This is a genomic window from Nocardioides aequoreus, from assembly GCF_000720335.1.
GTDB classification, from domain to species: Bacteria; Actinomycetota; Actinomycetes; order Propionibacteriales; family Nocardioidaceae; genus Marmoricola; species Marmoricola aequoreus.
In genome coordinates, this window is sequence record NZ_JOJN01000006.1 from 49,538 (window position 1) to 71,989 (window position 22,452).

Consider the following 22,452-nt stretch of genomic DNA (forward strand, 5'->3'; position numbering starts at 1 on the left):
CGCCCGAGGCGCTACGCGACGACCTCGTCGCGGGCGTCCTCGGGCGCCTCGGTCTTGCGGATCGTGGTGCGGAGCTCGGCGTGGGGCATCGCGGCCACGGCGACCACCGTGGCCAGGGCGACCAGCCCCGCGATGAAGAAGACGTGCGCGGTGCTGTCGGCGTACGCCGTGCGCACCAGCTCGAGCGCGGCCGGGGGCAGGGCGGAGAGGTCGAGGCTGCCCGAGCTCCCGGACGCGCCGGCGGTGTCGAGCCGGTCGGTCACGCCGTTGGCGAGCACCGCGCCGAGCCCGGCCACGCCGACGGCGCCGCCCAGCGAGCGGAAGAAGGTGACCACGCCGCCCGCGGCGCCGACCTCGGTGACGTCGACGGTGTTCTGCACCACGAGCACGAGGTTCTGCATCAGCGCCCCGGTGCCGATGCCCATGACGACCATGTAGGCCGAGAGGTGCCACAGCGCGCTGGCGTGCGAGACGGTGCCCATCAGGAGCAGGCCCGCGGAGAGCAGCACCGCGCCGCCGAGCATGACCGGCTTCCAGCGGCCGGTGCGGGTGATGAAGAGCCCGGAGCCGGTCGCGCCGACCAGGTTGCCCACGACCAGCGGCAGCATCAGCAGCCCGGCCTCGGTGGGGGTGTGGCCGCGCGCCACCTGGAAGTACTGGCTCAGGAAGACCGACGCGCCGAACTGCGCCACGCCCACGGCGATGCTGCCCAGGATCGAGAGCCGCGTCATGGTGTCGGCCAGGATGTGCGGCGGCACCAGCGGGTCGCGGTGACGGCGCTCGACGACCACGGCAGCCGCCAGGGCGACGGCCGTGCCGGCCAGGAAGTACGCCGACTCGCGCGAGACCCACGCGAAGGAGTCGCCGGCGAAGGGGACCCAGAGCAGCGGCAGCGACGCGGCCACGGCGATGAAGACCATGCCGAACCAGTCGATGCGGACCTCGCGGCGGATCGTCTCGACGTGCAGGAACTTCTGCAGCATCCCCAGGCCCAGCAGCGCGAAGGGCACAGCGACCCAGAAGCACCAGCGCCAGCCCGCGGTGTCGACCAGCAGGCCACCGATGAGAGGGCCGGAGACCGTGGCGACCGCCATCACGCCGGCCATGTAGCCGCTGTAGCGGCCCCGCTGCCGCGGCGGGATGATCGCGCCGATGATCGACTGCGACAGCGCGATCAGGCCGCCCATCCCGAGGCCCTGCACCGCACGGGCGGCGAGCAGCTGCGGCACGTCCTGCACCGCGCCGGCCGCGAGCGAGCCGAGGATGAAGATGCCGATGGCCAGCTGGACGAGCAGCTTCTTGTTGTAGAGGTCGGAGAACTTCGCCCACACCGGGCTGGTCACCGTCATCGCGAGCAGCGAGGCGGTGACCACCCAGGTGTACTGCGTCTGCGAGCCGTCGAGGTCGCCGATGATCGTCGGCAGCGCGGTCGAGACGATCGTGGTGGAGAGGATCGCGACGAAGAGCGCGGAGAGCAGGCCGACCAGCACCTCGAGGATCTCGCGGTGGGTGGGCTCGTGCGGCTCGCGGTCGGGCTCGCGCCGGTCGGTGCGGGCGGCGCCCGGGTGGACGTCGGGGGTGGCGGTCATGCCGGGTCCTTCGTGGTCGTCGGGGAGGTGGGAGGTTCGAGGAGGCGCTGGACGAGGTCGTCGACGAGCTGCGTGGCGCGGCGTACGTCGTCGGCCGGCCAGCCGTCGAGCCGGTCGGCCAGGCGCCGGGAGAGCGCGTCGTGCACCTCGCCGAGGCGGGCGCGACCGGACGCGGTGATCGAGACCAGCTCGGCGCGGCCGTCGTGCGGGTCGCTCACCCGGTCGACCAGGTCGGACTCCGTCAGCGCGGCGAGCTGGCGACTGACCACCGACGGGCCGCAGCCGAGGCGGGCGGCGATGTGACCGGGGCGCATCGCGCCGTGCGCGTGCAGCATGCCGAGCACGACGACGTCGCCGCGGCGGAGGCCGCCGGCGAGGTCGGCCCACTCGGAGCCGTGCACCTTCAGCGCCCGGTGGAAGCGGAGCAGCGTCTCGACCAGCTCGCCGACGGCGTGCTCGCGCCCGACCTGCATCGTTGACATGAGTCAACGATCTCGTATTAGTTGCCTATGTGCAACTTATTTGGCAGTGGCGTGGCTCACGCGTCGAGACCCAGCTCGGCCATGCGTCGCGTGTGATTCTCGGTGAGCCGGGAGAACATCCGGGCGAGCGCGGCGAGGTCCATGCCGGGCCGGTCGACGCCGCCGGCGAGCAGCGCCGCCAGCGAGTCGCGCTCGGCGGCGACGCGCTGGGCCTGCGAGAGCGCCTCCCCCATCAGCCGGCGCCCCCAGAGCGCCAGTCGGCCACCCACCCGGGGGTCGTCGGCGATCGCGCGGCGTACCCGGTCGACGACGAAGTCGGCGTAGCCCGCGTGGGCCAGCGACGCGGTGATCAGCTCGCGGGTCTCGGCGTCGAGGAAGGCGGCGATCTCGACGTAGAAGTCGGCCGCGAGCCCGTCGCCGACGTAGGCCTTGACGAGGCCCTCGAGCCAGTCGGACGGCGCGGTGGAGGCGTGGAAGACGTCGAAGGGCGTGCGGAAGGGCGCCATCGCCTCGAGCGGGTCGGCGCCCAGCTCGGTGATGCGCTCGAGCATGGGCTGGATCAGGCCGAACTGCACCGTCGCCATCTTGGCCAGCGCCAGCTTGTCGGGCAGCGCCGGGGCCAGCCGCGCGTCGTCGGTGAGCCGGTCGAAGGCCGCGATCTCGCCGTAGGAGATGGCGCCGAGCAGGTCGACGACGGCGGCGCGGTAGTCGGGGTCCTCGAAGGCGACCGAGGTGACGCCGGAGGTGGGCCGGGAGGTGTCGGGAGCGCTCGCCGTGGCCGTGGGATCGGGCGACGGTTCGGTCATGCGCGCACCCTACCGATAGACTCACCAGGAGGTCGCCGGCTCGATGCCCTGTGGATCGGCCGCCCTGGACTCGCTCCCGGATGCTCGTCGGCGCTCGTTTCGAACGCACATGCTCGCCTGGCACGCCCGGGCGCCACACAGAACAGGCAGCATCCTGACCACCACATTCCGTGAGCTCGGGGTCATCCCCGACATCGCCGACGCCCTCGAGCGCGGCGGCATCGTCCATCCCTTCCCGATCCAGGAGATGACCCTCTCCATCGCGCTGATGGGCACCGACCTGATCGGCCAGGCGCGCACCGGCACGGGCAAGACCCTCGCCTTCGGCATCCCGGTGCTGCAGCGCAGCGTCGCCCCCCACGACCCCGACTACGCCGAGCTGGTCGCGCCCGGCAAGCCGCAGGCCCTCGTCGTCGCCCCGACGCGCGAGCTCGCGCTGCAGGTGAGCGCCGACCTGACGCTGGCCGGCTCCGACCGCGGCATCCGCGTGCTCACCGTCTATGGCGGCGTCCCCTACGAGGGTCAGCTCGACGCCCTCAAGGCGGGCGTCGACGTCGTCGTCGGCACCCCGGGCCGACTGATCGACCTGATGGACAAGCGCGCCCTCGACATCTCGCACGTGAAGTCCCTCGTGCTCGACGAGGCCGACGAGATGCTCGACCTGGGCTTCCTGCCCGACGTCGAGAAGCTGCTGCGCAACACCCCCGAGACCCGCCAGACGATGCTCTTCTCGGCCACGATGCCGGCCGCCATCGTGGGCCTCGCGCGGATGCACATGCGCCACCCGATGAACATCCGCGCCGAGTCCAGCGCCGACAACCAGACGGTGCCGGCGACCGCGCAGTTCATCTACCAGGCGCACGACCTCGACAAGCCCGAGATGATCGGGCGGCTGCTGCAGGCCGAGGGCGCCGACCTGATGATCGTCTTCACCCGCACCAAGCGGCAGGCGCAGCGGGTCGCCGACGACCTCACCGAGCGCGGCTTCAAGGCCAGCTCGCTGCACGGCGACATGACGCAGGTCGCCCGCGAGAAGGCGATGGCCAAGTTCCGCAACGACGAGCTGCAGGTGCTGGTCGCCACCGACGTCGCCGCGCGCGGCATCGACGTCACCGGCGTGACGCACGTCGTCAACTACACCTGCCCCGAGGACGACAAGACCTACGTCCACCGGATCGGCCGCACCGGCCGCGCCGGCGCCACCGGCATCGCGATCACCTTCGTCGACTGGGCCGACCTCCACCGCTGGAAGATGATCAACAAGGCGCTGGACCTGCCCTTCGACGAGCCGCTCGAGACCTACTCCAGCTCCGAGCACTTCCTGCACGACCAGGGCATCGTGCCCGGCACCAAGGGCCGCGTGATCCCTGAGGGCGAGATCGTCATCCCCCGGCGCGACACCGGCAAGGGCGGCCGCGGCGGCGGGCGCTCCTCCGAGCGCGGCGGCCAGGGCGGGCGCGACCGCTCCCGCGGTGGTCGCGGCGGCGGCTCGGGCAGCGGCTCCGCGTCGACGGAGCGGGCCACGGCCGGCTCCACGTCGGCGTCCGGCTCCGGCGAGGGCGGCTCCGGCGAGGGCGGCTCCGGCCGCTCGCGCAACCGCCGCCGTCGGCGGACCCGGGGCGGCAAGTCCTCGGGCGACACCCAGGGCTGAGCGACCCGCGGTTTCCCACGTTGGCTGGTGAAACTGGCACTTCCCCACCGAAGCTTCAGCGGGGAAGTGCCGGTTTCACCAGTTCACTGGTGAAACCGGCGACGCGCGCGTCAGACGCGGGCGAGCAGCCCCTTGGCGACCTCGCGGTAGGCCTGGGCGCCCTTGTTGGAGCGCGAGGTCCGCAGGATCGAGCGGCCGGCGGCGGGCGCCTCGGCGAAGCGGATCGACTTGGGGATCGGCGGCTCGATGACGTCGAGGTCGTAGGTCTCGGAGATCGTCTCGAGCACCGTGCGGGCGTGGTTGGTGCGGCCGTCGTAGAGCGTCGGCAGCACGCCCCACACCTCGAGGTCGCGGTTGGTGAAGCGCTTGACGTCGTGCACCGTGTCGAGCAGCTGCCCGACACCCCGGTGGCTCAGCGTCTCGCACTGCAGCGGCACCAGGACGCCGTCGGCCGCGGTCAGCGCGGCCACGGTCAGCACCCCGAGCGAGGGCGGGCAGTCGAGCAGCACCCAGTCGTAGTCGTCGGCGTCCTCGACGGCCGTGCGGATGACGTACTCACGGCCGGTGCGGGTGAGCAGGTCGGCCTCGGCGCGGGCCAGCTCGATGGTCGCCGGCAGCAGGTCGACGCCGTCCTCGGTCGCGATGATGACCTCGGCCGGGTCGAGGCCCTTGGTCAGCACGTGGTGCACCGAGGTCTCGAGGTCCTCGGGGTCGATCCCGAGGCTGAAGGTCAGGCACGCCTGGGGGTCGAGGTCGACGAGCAGCACCCGCTGACCCAGCTCGGCGAGGGCCGCGCCGAGCGAGGCGACCGTGGTGGTCTTGGCGACCCCACCCTTCTGGTTGGCCACAGCCACGACATGAGTGCTCATCGCCCGACATTGTGCCTCGCGACCCGCCCGGAGTGAACGCCCCCTCACCACGTGGGACGTGGACCGCCGAAGGGGATCTCCAGGGCCTCGGGCCCGAAGCCGGTCACGTCGGCCAGCAGCCACTCGTCGTGCAGCAGCAGCGCCGAGGACGCCGGCCTCATCACCAGCCACAGCCAGCGGCCCTCCGCCTCCCCGGCGAAGACGGCGCGCGCCAGCAGCTCCTGGTCGTCGGCGTGCTCGCCGTCGACCAGCCAGAGCGGTACGGCGCGCCCACCGGCACGCACGTGCACCGCCGGCGGACCGTGGCTGACCTGCGGCCCGGGGTCGTCGTACGACGTGCCGCTGCAGCGCGCACCGAGCCCGACCCCCGGCTCCTCGGAGACGACCGTGACCTCGACCTGGCCGTCGAGGTCGCTGGTGCCGACCGTGGTGGTGACGGTCGCGCGGACCCGGTCGTCGCCCACGCGGCCGAAGTCGGCGATCGACCACCCGGGGCTCATCGGCCACGGCAGGTAGATCGGCATGTCGTCGATGCGGGCGACCAGCTCGGCGAAGGACTCGTAGTCGGCGTGGTCGGGGCGCCACAGCGGGTCGGTGCGCCCGTGCAGGCTGCAGGCGAAGGCCCGGCCCTCACCCGTCACCGGCGAGGTGCACCTGGGGCAGGACGCCGCGAGCGACACGAGCGAAGGCTAGTGGCCCGGCGCCGCGAGGGCCATCACTCCCGGGCCGGAGGCCGAGGTCTAGGCGTTCCAGCGCGACACGGCCGGCGACTCCCGCTCCCACGCGAGCACCGAGACGGTCGCCGTGCCCAGCAGGAAGTGCTGGCCCGACTCCGGCGGCAGCCCCAGCCAGCGGGCCGCGAGCACGCGCGAGGCGTGACCGTGGCTGAAGACGAGGGTGCGGCCGTCGTGCGAGCGGGCGCGCTCGACGACGCGGTCGAGCCGGAGGGCCACCTCCGCGGCGCTCTCGCCCCCGGGGCACGGGTGCGACCAGACCGTCCAGCCGGGCACGGTCTCGCGGATCTCGGGCGTGGTCACGCCCTCGTAGTCGCCGTAGGCCCACTCCGCGAGGTCCTCGGTCGGCTCGGGGTCCTCGAAGCCCGCGAGCTGCGCCGTGCGCCGCGCGCGCAGCCGGGGACTGCTGAGCACGAGGTCGAAGCCCGCGGGATCGAGCCGCTCGGCCAGCGTGCGGGCGACGCGCTCGCCCTCCGCGGTGAGGTCGAGCTCGGTGGTCGAGGTGTGCCGCCCGTCGCGGCTCCACTCGGTCTCGCCGTGCCGCACCACCCAGAGCTCGCTGGTGGGGCCGTCGCCGGAGGAGCTCACGAGTCGGCGCGCCCGGGCCAGTTCTTGTCCGGCTGCGGCACCGGCCGGCCGGGCTGCTCCCCACCGCGCGCCTCGAGGTAGGACTGCTTGGGCACCATCACCTTGCGGCGGAAGATGCACACGACCTTGCCGTCCTGGTTGTAGCCGATGGTCTCGACGTGCACCACGCCCCGGTCGTCCTTGCTCCGGCTCTCCCACTTGTCGAGCACGGTGGTCTCGCCGTAGAGCGTGTCGCCGTGGAAGGTCGGCGCCACGTGGCGCAGCGACTCGATCTCCAGGTTGGCGATGGCCTTGCCGGAGATGTCGGGGACGCTCATGCCGAGCAGGATCGAGTAGACGTAGTTGCCCACCACGACGTTCTTGCCGAACTGCGTGGCCTCCCCCGCGTAGTGCGCGTCGAGGTGCAGCGGGTGGTGGTTCATCGTGAGCAGGCAGAACAGGTGGTCGTCGTACTCCGTCACCGTCTTGCCGGGCCAGTGCCGGTAGGTCGCGCCGACCTCGAACTCCTCGTAGCTGCGTCCGAACTGCATGTCCGCACCCTAGGGGCCGACGGGCTCACGCGGGCAGGCTCGTGGCCTTCCTCACGGGTACGCCGGTCACGACCCCCCGCCACCGGCCTTGCGACGGTGCATCTTCGGCGCGCCGCCCACCACCTCGGAGCCGTGCGCCTTCGAGCGCGAGTCCGCCTGGTCGTCGGGGTGCTTCGCGCCCGCCTTGCGGTCGAGCGCCTCGCGCATCTTCGCCTTCAGGTCGTCGTTGGCGTGCTGGTCGGCCATGGTGGTCCCTCTCGCTCGACGGTGAACCCCTCCACCCTCGCAGGGTGGGGCGCTCAGGGCGAGGGACTTTCGCGCTCCCACACCACCGGGACGCCGTGGGGAGCGGCGACGCCGAGCACCTGCTCGGCGCCGTCGCCGGGCCAGCACCGCAGCGTCACGAGCATCTCCCGAGGAGCGTCGGGGTGGCGCCGGCGCGGCTCCATGGCGACGTGGGCGACCGGGGCCGAGGCGCTCGCCCGCGCGGCGAGGTCGTCGATCCGGGCGGTGACGTCGCGGCGCTCCGCCTCGTCGAGGTACTGCCACACCACGCTGTGCCACACCACCGTGACGGCGCCCTCGCGCGGCTCCACCTCGGCCAGCAGCTCGCGCGCGCTGCTGCGGCGTACGTCGACCGGGTGGCGCTGGGCCAGGTCGAGGGCGTGGCGCAGCCGCTCCAGCCGGTCGGTCTGGTCGGCCCAGACGTACGCCGTGAGGGTCAGCCGGCCCTGCGTCGTGCGCACGTCGACCGGGTGCGGGTCGCAGCCCACCGGGTCGACGAGGCGCAGCCCCGGCCACGGCGCGGGCGTCGGCCCCCGCCAGGCGCCCTCGGGGAGCGGCAGCCGGTCGGCCAGCAGGTTCAGCCCGCCCGACGAGCCGAGCTCGACCAGCCGCACCGGGAGCCGCGCGGCCACGGGCAGGTGGCGCAGCGCCCCGACGAGGGCGGCGGCGCGACCGACCTCGTTGGTCTGCGGCGGCCGGTCGAGCCACTCGGCCACCAGGTCGGGCTCCCGGGCCAGCAGGTCGAGGACCGCGGCGGTGCCGTCGGCGTCGTCCCAGGTGCCACCGACGCTGGGCCAGTACGCCGCCAGCGCCCCCGCCCGGCGCTCCAGCACCAGCCGGTGCACGCTCCCGAGCAGCCGCAGCGCGAGGGCGCTCGGGCCGGGGTCGTGCTCGTGGCCGCGCAGCACCCGCGCCGTCGGGCCGCCGGCCGCGAGGTCGTCGGCCAGGCGCTCGAGCAGCGCGGCGTACAGGGGCGAGCCCAGCTCGCCGCACCCCTGCGCCTGCTCCCGCAGCGCCGCCTCGGCCTCCACGGGTCAGCCCTTGAGGGCGTACTCCTTGAGCAGGCTGCGCCCGATGATCATCTTCTGGATGTCGGCGGTGCCCTCGCCGATCAGCAGGAAGGCGACCTCGCGGTAGAGCCGCTCGATCTCGTACTCCTTGGAGTAGCCGTAGCCGCCGTGGATGCGGAAGGACGCCTCGACGACCTCGTGGGCGTACTCCGCGGCGAGGTACTTCGCCATGCCCGCCTCGACGTCGTTGCGCTCGCCGCGGTCCTTGAGGCGGGCGGCCTTGACCATCATCGCGTGGGCGGTCTCGACCTTGGTCGCCATCTCCGCCAGGCGGAAGAGGATCGCCTGGTGCTGGGCGATCGGCTTGCCGAAGGTCTCGCGCTGCTGGGCGTAGGCGATGCCGAGCTCGAAGGCCCGCAGCCCCACCCCGCAGGCGCGGGCGGCGACGTTGACGCGGCCGACCTCGACGCCGTCCATCATCTGGTAGAAGCCCTGGCCCGGCTCGCCGCCGAGCACCTGGTCGGCGGAGGCCCGGTGGCCCTCGAGCACCATCTCGGTCGTGTCGACGCCCTTGTAGCCCATCTTGTCGATCTTGCCGGGGATGGTCAGGCCGGGCGCCGTCTCGCCGAAGCCCGCCTCCTTCTCCAGCAGGAAGGTCGTCATGTTCTTGTAGACCGAGTCGGCGCCCTCGTCGGTCTTGACCAGGCAGGCGACCAGGGTGGAGGAGCCGCCGTTGGTCAGCCACATCTTCTGCCCGGTGAGGGCGTAGCCGTCACCGTCGCGCACGGCCTTGGTCTTGATCGCCGACACGTCCGACCCCAGCCCGGGCTCGCTCATCGAGAAGGCCCCGCGCACCTCGCCGGTCGCCATGCGCGGGAGGTACTTCTGCTTCTGCTCCTCGGTCCCGTGGCGCATCAGCATGTAGGCGACGATGAAGTGCGTGTTGATGACGCCGGAGACGCTCATCCAGCCGCGGGCGATCTCCTCCACGCACAGCGCGTAGGTCAGCAGCGACTCGCCGAGCCCGCCGTGCTCCTCGGGGATCATCAGCCCGAAGATGCCGAGCTCCTTGAGCCCCTCGACGATCTCGGTGGGGTACTCGTCGGCGTGCTCGAGCTCCGTGGCCACCGGGAGGATCCTGGCGTCGACGAACTGCCGCACCGCCTTGACGATCTCCTCCTGCATGTCGGTGAGACCTTCGGTCTGGCAGAGACGGGCCATGACGTGTCCTCTGGGTTCCTCGGCGGTACGACGGAGTGGGCTGCGATGCAGGGTAGGTGAGAAGCGGCGGCCGTCACATGAGCAATGTCACTCCGCCCGACCCCTGAGTAGGCTCACGCCACGTGAGCACCCACCCCAGCCGCGTCTTCGCCGCCAGGCTCGCCGGGCTCCCGGTGTTCGACCCCGCGGGAGACCAGGTCGGCAAGGTGCGCGACGTCGTCGTGGTGCTGCGTCCGGGCGGCCGGCAGCCCCGGGTCGTGGGGCTGGTCGTCGAGGTCTTCGGCCGCCGCCAGATCTTCGCCCCGATGACGCGGGTGACCGCGGTCGACGCCGGCCAGGTCATCACGACCGGCCTGCTCAACATGCGCCGCTTCGAGAAGCGGGCCAGCGAGACCCTGGTCATGCAGCACCTGCTCGACCGCCGGGTGCGCATCATCAGCAGCGACGTCGTCGGCACGGTCTACGACGTCGCCATGGAGCAGACCCGGACCCGCGACTGGGTGCTCAGCCGCGTCGCGGTCACCGAGCCGGTGCGCGGCTTCCGCCGCCGGGCGCAGACCCACGTCGTGGAGTGGGACGACGTCGACGGGCTGATGGAGCGCCCCGCGCAGCAGGGCGCCGAGCACCTGGCGGCCTCGCTCGCCGACCTCCGGCCCGCCGACGCCGCCAACGTGCTGCACGACCTCGCGCCCGAGCGGCGCCGCGAGGTCGTCGCCGAGCTCGCCGACGAGCGGCTGGCCCGCGTCCTGGAGGAGATGCCCGAGGAGGACCAGGTCGAGGTGCTGGAGAACCTCGACAGCGAGCGCGCCGCCGACGTGCTCGAGGAGATGTCGGCCGACGACGCCGCCGACCTCATCGCCGACCTCCCGCCGGAGACCGCGCAGGAGCTGCTCGAGCTGATGGAGCACGAGGAGGCCGCCTCGGTGCGCCGGCTGATGGTCTACGGCGAGGAGACCGCGGGCGGCATGATGACGCCGGAGCCGGTCATCCTGCCCCCGGACGCCACCGTGGCCGAGGCCCTGGCCCGGGTGCGGGCCGAGCAGCTGACGCCGTCGCTGGCCGCGCTCGTGCACGTGTGCCGGCCTCCCCTGGAGACGCCCACCGGCCGGCTGCTCGGCATCGCCCACATCCAGCGGCTGCTGCGCGAGCCCCCCTCGTCGCTGGTCGCCGGGGCGCTCGACACCTCGATCGACTACCTGCGCCCCGAGGCGACCCTCGAGGACGTCGCGACCTTCCTAGCGACCTACAACCTCGTCGCCGCGCCCGTAGTCGACGACGACGGGCGGCTCCTCGGCACCGTCGCCGTCGACGACCTGCTCGACCACCTGCTGCCCGAGGGCTGGCGCGACGCGAGCGCCGGGGACGTGACCGCATGAGCGAGCGCGCCAAGCCCGACCGCAACCGCAGCGAGCGTGCCGCCGCCGAGCGGCGCGGCCCGCGGCTCGACACCCCGCTGGACCCGCGCCGGGTGCTGCGGCGTCCGCAGGTCGACCAGGACGCCTTCGGCAGCTTCGCGGAGAACTTCGCGCGCTTCATGGGCACCGCGCGCTTCCTGCTCTACATGACCGGCTTCGTGGCCTTCTGGATCCTGTGGAACGTGCTGGCGCCGTCGGCGGTGCGCTTCGACACCTACCCCTTCATCTTCCTGACCCTGATGCTGAGCCTGCAGGCGTCGTACGCCGCCCCGCTGATCCTGCTGGCGCAGAACCGGCAGGAGGTGCGCGACCGCGTCGTCAACGAGCAGGACCGCCAGGCCAACGCCCGCGCGCACGCCGACATGGAGTTCCTGGCCCGCGAGGTGGCCTCGCTGCGCATGGCGGTCGGCGAGGTCGCGACCCGCGACTTCCTGCGCTCCGAGCTGCGCAACCTCGTCGAGGAGCTGGCGCCCGAGGACGACGAGCCCGACGACCACGACGACTCCGGCGACCGGCCCGACCCGCCCGGCCAGCGGCGGGCGCCCGGTCACCGGGCCTGAGTCGCTGTCGGCCGACCCGTACCCTGGGCACCATGGCTTCCCCTGACACCGACCAGATCAGGGCTGCGCTCGCGCGCGTGAACGACCCCGAGATCAAGCGGCCCATCACCGACCTCGGCATGGTCGACGACGTCCGCGTCGACGGCGGCTCGGTCACCGTGCGCGTGCTGCTCACCGTGGCCGGCTGCCCGCTGAAGGACACCATCACCCGCGACGTCACCAAGGAGGTCGGCGCCCTCCCCGGCGTCGCCGACGTGCACGTCGACCTCGGCGTGATGACCCAGGAGCAGCGGGCCGGGCTGCAGGAGCAGCTCCGCGGCGGCCAGGCCCAGCGCGAGATCCCCTTCGCCCAGCCCGGCAGCCTCACCAAGGTGCTCGCCATCGCCTCCGGCAAGGGCGGTGTCGGCAAGAGCTCGGTCACCGTCAACCTCGCCATCGCGATGGCCAAGCAGGGCCTCAAGGTCGGCATCGTCGACGCCGACATCTACGGCCACTCCGTGCCGGCCATGCTCGGCGTCGCCGACACCCGGCCCACCCAGGTCGAGGACCTGATCATGCCGGTGCCCACGCCCAGCGGCGTCTCGGTGATCAGCATCGGCATGCTCAAGCCCCGGCGCGACCAGGTGGTCGCCTGGCGCGGCCCGATGCTCGACCGGGCGCTCGTGCAGATGCTCGCCGACGTCTACTGGGGCGACCTCGACGCGCTGCTCCTCGACCTGCCCCCGGGCACCGGCGACGTCGCCATCTCGCTGGGCCAGCACCTGCCCAACGCCGAGGTCGTCGTCGTCACCACGCCCCAGGACGCCGCCACCGAGGTGGCCGAGCGCGCCGGCACGATGGCCTCGATGATGCACCAGCGGGTCGTCGGCGTCGTGGAGAACATGTCCTACCTGCCCTGCCCCCACTGCACGCCCGAGGGCCGCGAGCACCGGCTCGAGATCTTCGGCTCCGGTGGCGGCGAGCGGGTCGCGGCGACGCTCGGGGCCCGCTTCGGCTACGACGTCCCGCTGCTCGGCCAGATCCCGCTCGACGTGAGCCTCCGCGAGGGCGGCGACGTCGGCAAGCCGATCGTCGACGCCGACCCGACGGCCGTGGGGGCGCAGGTGCTCACCCGCGTCGCGGAGCGGTTGACCTCGCGGGGCCGCGGCCTCGCCGGCATGCAGCTGGGGCTCTCCCCCACCCCGAAGGGCTGACCGGACGTGTTCGGGGTCGGGCTGCCCGAGCTGGCGGTGATCGCGCTGGTCGCGGTCATCGTCTTCGGTCCCGACCGGCTGCCTGAGTTCGCCCGCCAGGCCGGGCGGATGGTGCGCCAGCTGCGCAACCTGGCCACCTCCGCGCAGTCGCAGCTGCGCGACGAGCTGGGTCCCGAGTACGCCGACCTCAAGCTCACTGACCTCGACCCGCGCCAGGCGATCCGCAAGCACATCCTGGAGGCCATGGAGGAGGAGGACGAGGCCGAGGAGCGCCGCCGTCGGCCGAGCATCTCCGGCCCGCCGCCCGTCACGGTGCTCGCCCACGGCGAGATCCCGCCGTACGACCTCGAGGCGACCTGAGCCTCCCCGGCCGGGGCGAGGCGGGCGCTACTCCGTCTCGGCCTTCAGCCCGACGGTGATCTCCTGCTGCTCGCCGTCGCGCTCGACCTCGAGGGTGACCTCCTCGCCGGCCACGCGCGAGCGCACCGCGACCACCACGTCGATCGAGCTGGTCACGGGCTTGTCGTCGACCCGGCGGATGATGTCGCCCACCTCGAGGTCTGACTCGGCGGCGGCCGAGCCGCGGGTGATGCCGTCGACGCGGGCGCCGTCCCTCGTCGCGAGGCCCTGCACGTTGGCGCCGATGACGGGGTACTGCGAGCGCCCGGTACGCAGGATCTGGGTCGTCGTGACCTCGACCTGCTCGACCGGGATCGCGAAGCCCACCCCGATGTTGCCGCCCTGGTCGGGGCTCATGGCACCGCCCAGCGAGGCGATCGCGGAGTTGACGCCCACCACGCGGCCCTGCAGGTCGACCAGCGGGCCCCCGGAGTTGCCCGGGTTGATCGCGGCGTCGGTCTGCACGGCGTTGATGTAGGAGCTGTCCTCCTCGCTCGACCCCGTGGTCACGGGGCGCTCGAGGGCGCTGACGATCCCGGAGGTCACCGTCGAGGAGAGACCGAGCGGCGAGCCGATCGCGACCACCGTCTCGCCCACCCGCATCTGCTGGGAGGAGCCGATGGCGGCCGGGGGCATGCCCTCGGCCCCCTCGGCGCGCAGCACCGCGAGGTCGTAGACCGTGCTCCTGCCCACGACCTCGGCCACGGAGCGGTTGCCGTCCTGGTCGACGACCTGGATCCGTCCGCCCGCCTGGGCCGCATCGGCGATGACGTGGTTGTTGGTCACCACGTGGCCCTCGTCGTCGTAGACGAAGCCGGAGCCCGTGGCGCCCTGGCCGGACTCCGCGATGATCTGCACCGTGCTGGGCAGCAGCTCCTCGGCGACCGCCGCGATGCTGCCGTTGTCGGCCGGCAGCGGGGGCGCCGTACGCCGCTCGACGCTGATCACGCTGCCCACGCCCGAGCCGTCGCCCGCGACGAGCACCCCGCCGAGCAGACCCCCCGTGACGCCGACGACGAGCGCCAGCGCCGCCACGCCCGGCCACACCCACCGCGGGACGCGCCCCGAGCCCGGCTGCGCGCGGGGGTCGGGCGAGGTGACGGCCACGTGCGGCTGTGCCGGCGGGACCCACGGCGGCACCGGTCGCGGCGTCCACGGGTCGTCGGCGGGCGGGGGCGCACTGAAGCCGGGGTGGCCGGGCCGCTGCTGGCCCATGCCGGCCGGCGGCGCGGGAGCGGGGCCGGGGGCGGGATCTGGCGCGCGGTCTGGCGCGGGGTCCGAAGCGGGATCGGGTCCCGAGCCGGGCCCTGCGTCGGGCTCGGAGGCCTGCTGGGGGTGCTCCGGCTCCTCGCTGCTCACCTCACCATCTTGGACCATGCGCCCACACGGCGCGGCTGGTCTCCCCTCCGCTGGACGTGCCGACCCAGCCGGCGTCGGCGCTCCGGCCCTCGGCGGCGCCCGCTCCGGAGCCCGGCTGCACCTCGCCGCGGACCGTCGCCTGGGGGGCCGGCACCGGCAGGTCGGCGACCCGGTCGCCCCCGCTCAGCCCGCCGGTCACCACGACGGCGGCGCCGAGCGCGAGCGAGGCCGTGAGCATCCCGCCGCCCACGACGGCGTACCTGCGGTGGGCGCGTCGCTCGAGCCGGGAGACCTCCTGCCACGCCGCGAGGGCGGCGGGGTCGAGCACGGTCGGGGCAGGCCCCGGAGCCTCGGGGGCGCCGCGGAGGCCGCCGAGCAGCCGCTTGGTGGCGGCCTGCTGCGAGACCGCCTCGCGACAGCCGGGGCAGCCCAGCACGTGGCGCCAGGCGCGCTCGGCCTCGTCAGCGGAGAGCTGTCCGTCGACGAGGGCGGCGGTCCGGTCGCCCAGGTGGCCGCTGAGCGAGAGCATCAACGGACGGCGTGCGGCACCAGCGGCGCGGCCGGCAGCAGGGGCCCTCGCACGCGGGTGCGCCCCGGCTCGGGGGCGCGGTGGGCCAGCGCCTTGCGCAGCTGGGCCCGACCCCGGTGGATGCGGGAGCGCACCGTGCCGAGCTTGAGGTCGAGCACCTCGGCGATCTCCTCGTAGGTCAGCCCCTCGACGTCGCAGAGCACGACGGCGGCGCGGAACTGCGGCGCCAGCGAGGCCAGCGCGGCCTCGACGTCGTCGTCGAAGAGCCGCTCTGCCGAGATGACGTCGGGTGCCGGCACGGGGCTGGGGAGCCGCTGGGCGGCGTCGTCGCCGAGGCTGTCGAAGCGGATCCGCTGCTTGCGGCGGGCCTGGTCGAGGAAGAGGTTGGTGGTGATGCGGTGCAGCCAGCCCTCGAAGGTGATCGGCGTGTAGGTGTGCAGCGAGCGGAAGACCCGCACGAAGACCTCCTGGGTGAGGTCCTCGGCGTCGTGCCGGTTGCCGGTGAGGCGGTAGGCGAGCCGGAAGACGCGCGCGGAGTGCTGCTCCACGATCTCCTCCCAGCTGGGCAGGGCCTGGGGGGAGTCGACGACGGGGTCAGCGTGGGGCGCCATGCGGCCACGCTAGGAGCCCAGCCTGAGACCCGCCTGAGCAAAGCCCCTCAACCGGCACAGAGGTGGCGCGGGCGGTGGCCGCGGCGGCGGTAGGGTGCGCAGGGCACACCCGCACGTCAGGAGATGGACATCGTCACGCCACTGAACCCCGCGAGCTGGACCTACGCAGAGGAGTTCGTCCCCGAGGACGACGTCCTCACCCAGGCACGTGCCCGCGCCGAGGAGGTCGGCGTGGTCGCCATCGGCTCCGGCGGCGGCGCCACCCTCGGCTTCCTGGCGACCCTGCTCGACGCGCGCGCCGTCGTCGAGGTCGGCACCGGCACCGGCGTCTCCGGCCTCTACCTGCTGCGCGGGATGCGCCCCGACGGCGTCCTGACCACCGTCGACACGGAGGCCGAGCACCAGCGGCTGGCCAAGCAGGGCTTCACCGAGGCCGGCATCGCCTCCCAGCGCGTCCGGCTGATCCCGGGGGCCGCGCTCGACGTCCTCCCCCGGCTCACCGACGGCGCCTACGACCTGGTCTTCTGCGACGGCGACAAGCGCGAGTACGTCGACTACCTCACCGCGGCGCTGCGCCTGCTGCGGCCGGGCGGCGTGGTGGCCTTCGACAACGCGCTGTGGCACGACCGCGTCGCCGACCCCTCCCAGCGCGACCCCGAGACCGTGGCCGTGCGCGACCTCGGCAAGGCCGTGCGCGAGCACGACGACCTCATCCCCCTGCTCCTCCCCGTGGGCGACGGCCTGCTCCTCGCGATCAAGCGCTGACCCCGGCAGGGGTCTGGGTCCTCGCGCCCCCTGCTGACCCGTGCCGGATTCCCAGGTTCACCTGGGGTTCCGGCACTTCACACGCGTTGCAGCGTGTGTGAGGAGCGGGTTTCCCAGGTGAACCTGGGAAACCTGTGACCGGCGAGGCGCGGCCCCGACCCGTCAGCGGACGCCGTCGAGGGGGGCGGGGGTGCCGAGCCAGTCGAGCAGCAGCCGGGCGCCGAAGCCGGTGGGCCCCTCGGTCCACTCGTCGGCGTCCTGCGGGGAGTCGCCGACCGAGGCGATGTCGAGGTGGGCCCAGGGCAGGCCGGCGGTGAAGGGCTCGAGGAAGAGCGCCGCGGTGATGGCGGGCGGGCCGCCGGGCGCGTTGTCGGCGTCCGCGATCTTGGAGGCGAGCTTGCCGGCGTACTCGCGGGCGAGCGGCATCCGCCAGACCGGCTCGCCGGAGCGGGACCCGGCCTGCTCCAGCGCCGCGGCGAGCGCGTCGTCGGTGGCGAAGAGGCCGCCGAGGTGCTGGCCCAGCGCGACCTTGATGCCCCCGGTGAGGGTGGCGATGTCGACGAGCACGTCGGGCTCGAGCTCGTCGACGGCGTAGGCGAGGCCGTCGGCGAGCACCAGGCGCCCCTCGGCGTCGGTGTTGGTGACCTCGGTGGTGCGACCGCCGTACTGCCGCAGCACGTCGCCGGGGCGCATCGCGCGACTGCCCACGGCGTTCTCGGCGAGCGGCAGCAGGCCGGTCACGCGCACCGGGCAGCCGATCGCGGGCAGCGCGGCCATCACGGCGGCGACCACGGCGGCGCCGGTCATGTCGCGCTTCATGGTGGCCATCGCCTGGCCCGGCTTGATCGAGAGCCCGCCGGAGTCGAAGGTGATGCCCTTGCCGACGAGGACGACGTGGCGCGGCTTGCGGCTGCCCGCGAGGCGCCGGCCGGGGCGGTAGTCGAGGCGCACCAGTCGCGGCGGCGCCTGCGCGGCCTGGCCGACGCCCACGATGCCGCCGAAGCCGCGGCGCTGCAGCTGCTCCTCGTCGAGCACCGTGGCCTTGAGGCCGGCGGCGGTCGCGGCGTCGACGGCCTGCTCCGCGAGCCACTGCGGGGTCTTGATGTTGGACGGCGTGGTGGCCAGCGTCCGGGCGAGCCACGAGGCGCCCGCGCGCGCCACGGCACGGGCCAGGTCGTCGTCGGAGCCGGCCGAGAGGGCGAGCGTCACGGTGGCGGCGGGACGGTGCTCCGGACCGTCGCGGTGGAGCGAGAAGCCGAAGCCGCCCAGCATCGCGCCCTCGACGAAGGCGGCCAGGCCCTCGGGCCCGGACACCGCGCTGACCGCGCTCGCCACGTGCTCGGCGTCGCGGGTGCGGCGTACGACGGCCGCCCCCGCCCGGCGGAGGTCGTCGGGGGTGGCGGCGCCCGCGCCGACCAGCAGCACCCGCACCAGCGCGTCGTCACGGCGTACGCCGTGCAGCTCGGTCACCTCGCCGGCACGGCCGGTCGCGCCCGCGCTCGCGAGCACGTCGAGCAGGTCGGGGACGCCGCTCAGGTCGTCGGCGAGCTCCGCGGACCCGGGGCCGAGCTCCGGGCCCTCCGCCCCGTCGCCGTCACCGGGCAGCACCGCGAGGGCGACGACGTCCGCCGACGCCACCGCGCTGGGGGGGCGGTCGGAGAGCGTGAAGCCGGGTGGGGTCACAGGACGCGCGCTCGACACCCGGCGACCCTAACCCGGACGCGTCGAAGGCCCCCGGGTGGTCACCCGGGGGCCTTCGCAGACGTCGCTCAGGCGACGACGCCGCCCAGCGCCTCGCGCAGCGCCGAGGCCTCGTCGGCGTTGAGCTCGACCACGAGGCGACCACCGCCCTCGAGGGGGACCCTCATCACAATGCCCCGGCCCTCCTTGGTGACCTCCAGCGGACCGTCGCCCGTCCGCGGCTTCATGGCCGCCATTGCACACCTCTTTCGTCTTGTGTCGTGCGCAGGAGGCACACGGTGTCGCGACCATTATCCCCTATCCGGGGGTGCGGGGAAGCAGTCGGCGGTGGAAGATGACGCTCGTGAGTGCCACAGACGACGGATCCAGCACGGCGAGTGCCGCCTCGGTCTCCTATCGCGTCGACGGCGCACCCGGTGCGCAGGTCGCCACCATCACCCTGGAGCGACCCGAGGCGATGAACGGTCTCGACACCGAGACCAAGGACTCGCTGCTCGCCGCGTGCCGCCGTGCGGCCGCCGCCCCGGACGTGCGGTGCGTGGTGCTGACGGGTCGCGGTCGCGCCTTCTGCGTCGGGCAGGACCTCAAGGAGCACCTCGAGACCCTGACCGCGTCGGGCGCCGAGCAGCTCTTCGACACCGTGCGGGAGCACTACAACCCGATCGTCACCTCGCTGCTGACGATGCCCAAGCCCGTCGTCGCGGCCGTCAACGGCGTCGCCGCCGGGGCGGGAGCGAGCCTGGCGCTCGCCTGCGACCTCCGCGTGCTCAGCGAGGACGCCGGCTTCAACCTCGCCTTCGCCGGCGTCGGCCTCTCCTGCGACACCGGCTCGTCGTGGACGCTGCCGCAGCTGGTCGGGCGCGGCAAGGCGCTCGAGCTGCTCTACTTCCCGCGCACGATCAGCGCGGCCGAGTCGCGCGACCTCGGCCTGGCCACCACGGTGGTCGCGGCCGACGAGCTCGACGACGAGGTCACCCGGCTCGCCCACCGGCTCGCGCAGGGCCCGACCGTGGCGTACGCCGCCATCCGCCGCGCCGTCACCACCTCGGCGTCCAGCGACCTCGCCACAGCCCTGGAGACCGAGGCCGGCCTGATGGACCTCACCGGCGCCACCGACGACCACCGCCGCGCGGTGCAGTCGTTCGTGGCCAAGGAGAAGCCGACCTTCCAGGGTCGCTGAGGTCCCGACCGGCAGGGGTCTCGACAGGCTCGACCGGCAGGGGTCTCGACCGGCACGGACCGGGCTACGGCGCGTCGGAGCCGGGGTCGCGGCCGGCGGCGTCGAGCTGCCGGGCGAGCCGCTCGAGGAGCGCGTCGACCTCGTCGGCGCGGTAGCCGCGCACCGCGGTGTTGAAGCGCACCTCGCGCAGGTCGGGCCCGGTGAGCGGACCCTCGGGGAGCAGCACGTCGCGCTGGTCGTCGTACGCCGGCCCCATGCTGCCGCCGCCCCCGGCGAAGACCACGACCACCGCCCCGACGGCCAGCACGAGCAGCACCGCGAAGACCCAGGACATCAGCGCTCGCCGCCTCGCTGCACGCCCGCCACCATCAGCTCGACGGCCTCGTCGACGTCGTCGGTGACCTGGAGCAGGTCGAGGTCGGAGTCGGAGATCTTGCCGTCGGCGAGCACCGTGGCGCGCAGCCAGTCGAGCAGGCCGCCCCAGTAGTCGGAGCCCAGCAGCACGATCGGGAAGGTGGTCACCTTGCGCGTCTGCACCAGCGTGACCGCCTCGAAGAGCTCGTCGAGGGTGCCCATGCCGCCGGGCAGCACGACGTAGCCCCGGGAGTACTTGACGAACATGGTCTTGCGGGCGAAGAAGTAGCGGAAGTTGATGCCGATGTCGACGTAGGCGTTGAGCCCCTGCTCGAAGGGCAGCTCGATGCCGAGACCCACGGACGTGCCGCCGGCCTCGCAGGCGCCCTTGTTGGCCGCCTCCATGGCGCCGGGGCCGCCGCCGGTGATGACGGCGAAGCCGGCCTCGACCAGCCCTCGCCCGAGCTGCTCGCCGAGCGCGTAGACCGGGTCGTCGGGGCTGGTGCGCGCGGAGCCGAAGACGGAGATCGCGGGCCCGAGCTCGGCGAGGCCGCCGAAGCCCTCGACGAACTCCGCCTGGATCCGCAGCACGCGCCACGGGTCGGTGTGCACCCAGTCGGTCGGGCCGCGCGAGTCGAGCAGGCGCTGGTCGGTGGTGGTGAGGTCGACCTGCGCACCGCGGAGCACCGTGGGGCCGCGGTGCTTGACACGGGAGCGGTCCCTCACGCGAGCCACTCCTTCAGGGTCGCCTCGCAGGTGTGCAGCTGCGCGATCGGCACGTACTCCTCCTGCTTGTGGGCCAGCATCGGGTCTCCGGGGCCGTAGTTGACGGCCGGCACGCCGAGCCCGGTGAAGCGGGCGACGTCGGTCCAGCCGAACTTCGGGCGCACCTGCCCTCCCACCGCCTCGACGAAGGCCGCGGCCGCGGGCACCGCCAGGCCGGGCAGCGCTCCCGGTGCGCTGTCGGTGAGCCGCACGTCGTACGCCGCGAAGAGCTCCTGCACGTGGGCCAGCGCCTCGCCCTCCGAGCGGTCGGGGGCGAAGCGGTAGTTGACGCTCACGACGCACTCGTCGGGGACGACGTTGCCCGCGACGCCGCCGGAGATGCCGACGGCGTTGAGGCCCTCGTGGTACTCCAGCCCGTCGATGACCGGGCGGCGGGGCTCGTAGGCCGCCAGCGTCGCCAGCACGTCGGCGGCGGTGTGGATGGCGTTGGAGCCGCGCCAGGACCGCGCGGAGTGCGCGCGCTCGCCCGTGGTGCGCACGTCGACGCGCAGCGTGCCCTGGCAGCCCGCCTCGACGCCGGCGTCGCTGGGCTCCATCAGGATCGCGAAGTCACCCTCGACGAGGTCGGGCCGCTCGCGGGCGATCATGCCGAGGCCGTTGTGCACGTCCTCGATCTCCTCGGCCTCGTAGAAGACGTAGGTGACGTCGCGCACCGGCTCGGTCACGTCGTGGGTCAGCTTGAGGGCGACGGCGACGCCGCCCTTCATGTCGCAGGCGCCGAGACCGTGGATCCGCTCGCCGTCCTCGCGGGAGGGCAGGTTGCGGTTGAGCGGCACCGTGTCGAGGTGGCCGGCGACCACCACCCGCTCGCCGCGCCCGAGCGTCGTCCGCGCGACCACGGAGTGGCCCAGGCGGGTCACCTCCAGGTGCGGCAGCGCGCGCAGCGCCTCCTCCACGGCGTCGGCCAGCTGCTGCTCGTGACGGCTCACCGACTCGATGTCGACGATCGTGCGGGTGAGGGTCACCACGTCGGCGCTGAGGTCGAGGCCCATGCGCTCATCCTTCCACCCGCCCCCGCGCGGGCGTGCTGCGGCGCCGGTGGGCGGGCCGTGGCTCGCACACGCGCGGGCACAAGTCCGGAAACGCGCCCGGTTCGGGACGGTTCGTCCAGGTGCCCCGCAGACTTGTGCCCGCGCGTCTGCGTACGACGGGGGCTTCAGGGAGCCAGGGAGGCGTGCGGCGCGGCAGGTCGGGCTACTCGGCGGCGAGGATGGTGGCGCCGAGGCCGATCATCATGGTGCCGCCGGCGGTGCCGAGACCGTCGAGGCGGCGCGGGGTGCGGGCGAACCAGTCGCGGGCGCGGCCGGCGACCAGCGCCCAGACGCTGTCGGAGGCGCAGGCCATCACGCCGAAGACGACGCCGAGGAGCGCGACCTGCGCGCCGACGCGGCCGGCGGCGGGGTCGGTGAACTGCGGCAGGAAGGCCACGAAGAAGACCAGCGTCTTCGGGTTGGTCAGGCCGACGGTGAGCCCGGTCAGCACCGAGCGGCGGCCCCGCGCCGGCACCCGGCCGAGCCCCTCGAGCGCGTGCCGCGCGTCGGCGCGGTGACGGATCGCCTGCACCCCCAGCCACACGACGTACGCCGCCCCCGCGACCTTCACGGCCGTGTAGAGCGTCGCGCTGGCCGCGACGAGGGCGCCCAGGCCCACCGCCACGAGGAGCACCTGCCCGACCACGCCGAGCGCGTTGCCGACGACCGAGAGCAGCGCGTCACGGCGTCCGACCGTCAGGGCGCGGCCGATGGTGAAGAGCAGGCTCGGCCCCGGCACCTGGATGAAGAGGATCGAGGCGAGCAGGAAGGCGAGCCACTGGCTGGTCGACGGCACCCGAGCAG

Annotated in this window: 26 protein-coding genes; 7 read left to right on the forward strand and 19 right to left on the reverse strand. The window is 73.7% G+C overall.

The window, feature by feature from the left end; translation table 11 throughout:
* Positions 1-11 precede the first annotated feature (11 nt).
* The 3 genes from IG63_RS0112460 to IG63_RS0112470 are packed head-to-tail and all read right to left on the reverse strand — an operon-like array spanning position 12 to position 2,877.
* Entirely contained in the window at positions 12-1,589 is a 1,578-nt protein-coding gene (locus tag IG63_RS0112460; protein ID WP_051706689.1) for an MDR family MFS transporter, read from the reverse strand.
* Positions 1,586-2,071 carry a MarR family winged helix-turn-helix transcriptional regulator gene (locus IG63_RS21565; protein WP_084597085.1) on the reverse strand — a complete coding sequence of 162 codons (486 nt, stop codon included), beginning with the start codon at positions 2,069-2,071 and terminating at the stop codon, positions 1,586-1,588. The genes IG63_RS0112460 and IG63_RS21565 overlap by 4 nt, the downstream gene beginning before the upstream one ends.
* Before the next feature lie 56 nt (positions 2,072-2,127).
* Positions 2,128-2,877, reverse strand: a complete 750-nt coding sequence (locus tag IG63_RS0112470) for a ferritin-like fold-containing protein (RefSeq protein WP_030484692.1) — start codon at positions 2,875-2,877, stop codon at positions 2,128-2,130.
* Positions 2,878-2,986: 109 nt separating this feature from the next.
* On the opposite strand from IG63_RS0112470, the gene IG63_RS0112475 reads away from it, so the two are divergent.
* Positions 2,987-4,528, forward strand: coding sequence for a DEAD/DEAH box helicase (locus IG63_RS0112475; protein ID WP_084597087.1), 1,542 nt, complete (start codon positions 2,987-2,989; stop codon positions 4,526-4,528).
* A 110-nt stretch (positions 4,529-4,638) separates the two neighbouring features.
* Here the strand turns inward: IG63_RS0112475 and IG63_RS0112480 are convergent, their stop codons facing one another.
* From IG63_RS0112480 to IG63_RS0112510, 7 genes are all read right to left on the reverse strand, one after another.
* Complete coding sequence (locus IG63_RS0112480) at positions 4,639-5,397, reverse strand: ParA family protein (RefSeq protein WP_030484694.1); 759 nt, start codon at positions 5,395-5,397, stop codon at positions 4,639-4,641.
* A 44-nt stretch (positions 5,398-5,441) separates the two neighbouring features.
* Positions 5,442-6,077 (reverse strand): DUF6758 family protein, encoded by a 636-nt coding sequence (locus IG63_RS0112485; RefSeq protein ID WP_030484695.1) that lies wholly within the window; start codon positions 6,075-6,077, stop codon positions 5,442-5,444.
* 60 nt (positions 6,078-6,137) lie between these two features.
* Complete coding sequence (locus IG63_RS0112490; RefSeq protein WP_030484696.1) at positions 6,138-6,719, reverse strand: histidine phosphatase family protein; 582 nt, start codon at positions 6,717-6,719, stop codon at positions 6,138-6,140.
* Complete coding sequence (locus IG63_RS0112495) at positions 6,716-7,249, reverse strand: MaoC family dehydratase (protein ID WP_030484697.1); 534 nt, start codon at positions 7,247-7,249, stop codon at positions 6,716-6,718. Before IG63_RS0112495 ends, IG63_RS0112490 begins: the two co-directional genes overlap by 4 nt.
* Positions 7,250-7,315: 66 nt before the next feature.
* Positions 7,316-7,495, reverse strand: a complete 180-nt coding sequence (locus IG63_RS0112500; RefSeq protein ID WP_030484698.1) for a DUF5302 domain-containing protein — start codon at positions 7,493-7,495, stop codon at positions 7,316-7,318.
* Between the two features lie 53 nt (positions 7,496-7,548).
* The gene (locus tag IG63_RS0112505) at positions 7,549-8,565 is read right to left on the reverse strand and encodes a DUF2332 domain-containing protein (RefSeq protein ID WP_051706692.1); all 1,017 of its coding nucleotides are present in this window, start codon (positions 8,563-8,565) and stop codon (positions 7,549-7,551) included.
* A 3-nt stretch (positions 8,566-8,568) separates the two neighbouring features.
* Positions 8,569-9,765 (reverse strand): acyl-CoA dehydrogenase family protein, encoded by a 1,197-nt coding sequence (locus IG63_RS0112510; protein WP_030484700.1) that lies wholly within the window; start codon positions 9,763-9,765, stop codon positions 8,569-8,571.
* A 122-nt stretch (positions 9,766-9,887) separates the two neighbouring features.
* On the opposite strand from IG63_RS0112510, the gene IG63_RS0112515 reads away from it, so the two are divergent.
* Genes IG63_RS0112515 through IG63_RS0112530 form a run of 4 tightly spaced genes read left to right on the forward strand, consistent with a single transcriptional unit; the run spans position 9,888 to position 13,293 of the window.
* On the forward strand, positions 9,888-11,141 hold the full coding sequence (locus tag IG63_RS0112515) for a magnesium transporter MgtE N-terminal domain-containing protein (RefSeq protein ID WP_030484701.1): 1,254 nt from the start codon (positions 9,888-9,890) through the stop codon (positions 11,139-11,141).
* Entirely contained in the window at positions 11,138-11,740 is a 603-nt protein-coding gene (locus IG63_RS0112520; RefSeq protein WP_036195392.1) for a DUF1003 domain-containing protein, read from the forward strand. The genes IG63_RS0112515 and IG63_RS0112520 overlap by 4 nt, the downstream gene beginning before the upstream one ends.
* 32 nt (positions 11,741-11,772) lie before the next feature.
* The gene (locus IG63_RS0112525; RefSeq protein WP_030484703.1) at positions 11,773-12,933 is read left to right on the forward strand and encodes an Mrp/NBP35 family ATP-binding protein; all 1,161 of its coding nucleotides are present in this window, start codon (positions 11,773-11,775) and stop codon (positions 12,931-12,933) included.
* Positions 12,934-12,939: 6 nt separating this feature from the next.
* The gene (locus IG63_RS0112530; protein ID WP_030484704.1) at positions 12,940-13,293 is read left to right on the forward strand and encodes a sec-independent translocase; all 354 of its coding nucleotides are present in this window, start codon (positions 12,940-12,942) and stop codon (positions 13,291-13,293) included.
* Between the two features lie 27 nt (positions 13,294-13,320).
* On the opposite strand, the gene IG63_RS0112535 is transcribed toward IG63_RS0112530, so the two are convergent.
* The 3 genes from IG63_RS0112535 to sigE are packed head-to-tail and all read right to left on the reverse strand — an operon-like array spanning position 13,321 to position 15,831.
* On the reverse strand, positions 13,321-14,691 hold the full coding sequence (locus IG63_RS0112535) for a S1C family serine protease (RefSeq protein ID WP_169741796.1): 1,371 nt from the start codon (positions 14,689-14,691) through the stop codon (positions 13,321-13,323).
* Position 14,692: 1 nt separating this feature from the next.
* Positions 14,693-15,220, reverse strand: coding sequence for an anti-sigma factor family protein (locus IG63_RS0112540; RefSeq protein WP_030484706.1), 528 nt, complete (start codon positions 15,218-15,220; stop codon positions 14,693-14,695).
* On the reverse strand, positions 15,220-15,831 hold the full coding sequence (gene sigE / locus IG63_RS0112545) for an RNA polymerase sigma factor SigE (RefSeq protein WP_051706696.1): 612 nt from the start codon (positions 15,829-15,831) through the stop codon (positions 15,220-15,222). The genes IG63_RS0112540 and sigE overlap by 1 nt, the downstream gene beginning before the upstream one ends.
* Positions 15,832-15,954: 123 nt before the next feature.
* Between sigE and IG63_RS0112550 the strand changes: the two genes are divergently transcribed.
* On the forward strand, positions 15,955-16,596 hold the full coding sequence (locus IG63_RS0112550; protein ID WP_030484708.1) for an O-methyltransferase: 642 nt from the start codon (positions 15,955-15,957) through the stop codon (positions 16,594-16,596).
* A gap of 162 nt (positions 16,597-16,758) precedes the next feature.
* Here IG63_RS0112550 and IG63_RS0112555 read toward each other — a convergent pair whose 3' ends face one another.
* Together IG63_RS0112555 and IG63_RS22185 are read right to left on the reverse strand one after the other, a co-directional pair.
* Positions 16,759-18,297 carry a leucyl aminopeptidase family protein gene (locus IG63_RS0112555; protein ID WP_051706698.1) on the reverse strand — a complete coding sequence of 513 codons (1,539 nt, stop codon included), beginning with the start codon at positions 18,295-18,297 and terminating at the stop codon, positions 16,759-16,761.
* A 68-nt stretch (positions 18,298-18,365) separates the two neighbouring features.
* Positions 18,366-18,533, reverse strand: coding sequence for a DUF3117 domain-containing protein (locus IG63_RS22185; RefSeq protein WP_084597091.1), 168 nt, complete (start codon positions 18,531-18,533; stop codon positions 18,366-18,368).
* A gap of 107 nt (positions 18,534-18,640) precedes the next feature.
* On the opposite strand from IG63_RS22185, the gene IG63_RS0112565 reads away from it, so the two are divergent.
* Positions 18,641-19,477 carry an enoyl-CoA hydratase/isomerase family protein gene (locus IG63_RS0112565; protein WP_245604423.1) on the forward strand — a complete coding sequence of 279 codons (837 nt, stop codon included), beginning with the start codon at positions 18,641-18,643 and terminating at the stop codon, positions 19,475-19,477.
* Between the two features lie 64 nt (positions 19,478-19,541).
* Here the strand turns inward: IG63_RS0112565 and IG63_RS0112570 are convergent, their stop codons facing one another.
* From IG63_RS0112570 to IG63_RS0112585, 4 genes are all read right to left on the reverse strand, one after another.
* Entirely contained in the window at positions 19,542-19,811 is a 270-nt protein-coding gene (locus IG63_RS0112570; protein ID WP_030484711.1) for a DivIVA domain-containing protein, read from the reverse strand.
* Complete coding sequence (locus tag IG63_RS0112575; RefSeq protein ID WP_030484712.1) at positions 19,811-20,557, reverse strand: LOG family protein; 747 nt, start codon at positions 20,555-20,557, stop codon at positions 19,811-19,813. The genes IG63_RS0112570 and IG63_RS0112575 overlap by 1 nt, the downstream gene beginning before the upstream one ends.
* Entirely contained in the window at positions 20,554-21,609 is a 1,056-nt protein-coding gene (gene dapE, locus IG63_RS0112580) for a succinyl-diaminopimelate desuccinylase (RefSeq protein ID WP_030484713.1), read from the reverse strand. Before dapE ends, IG63_RS0112575 begins: the two co-directional genes overlap by 4 nt.
* A gap of 202 nt (positions 21,610-21,811) precedes the next feature.
* Positions 21,812-22,444, reverse strand: coding sequence for a LysE family translocator (locus tag IG63_RS0112585; RefSeq protein ID WP_030484714.1), 633 nt, complete (start codon positions 22,442-22,444; stop codon positions 21,812-21,814).
* Positions 22,445-22,452 lie beyond the last annotated feature (8 nt).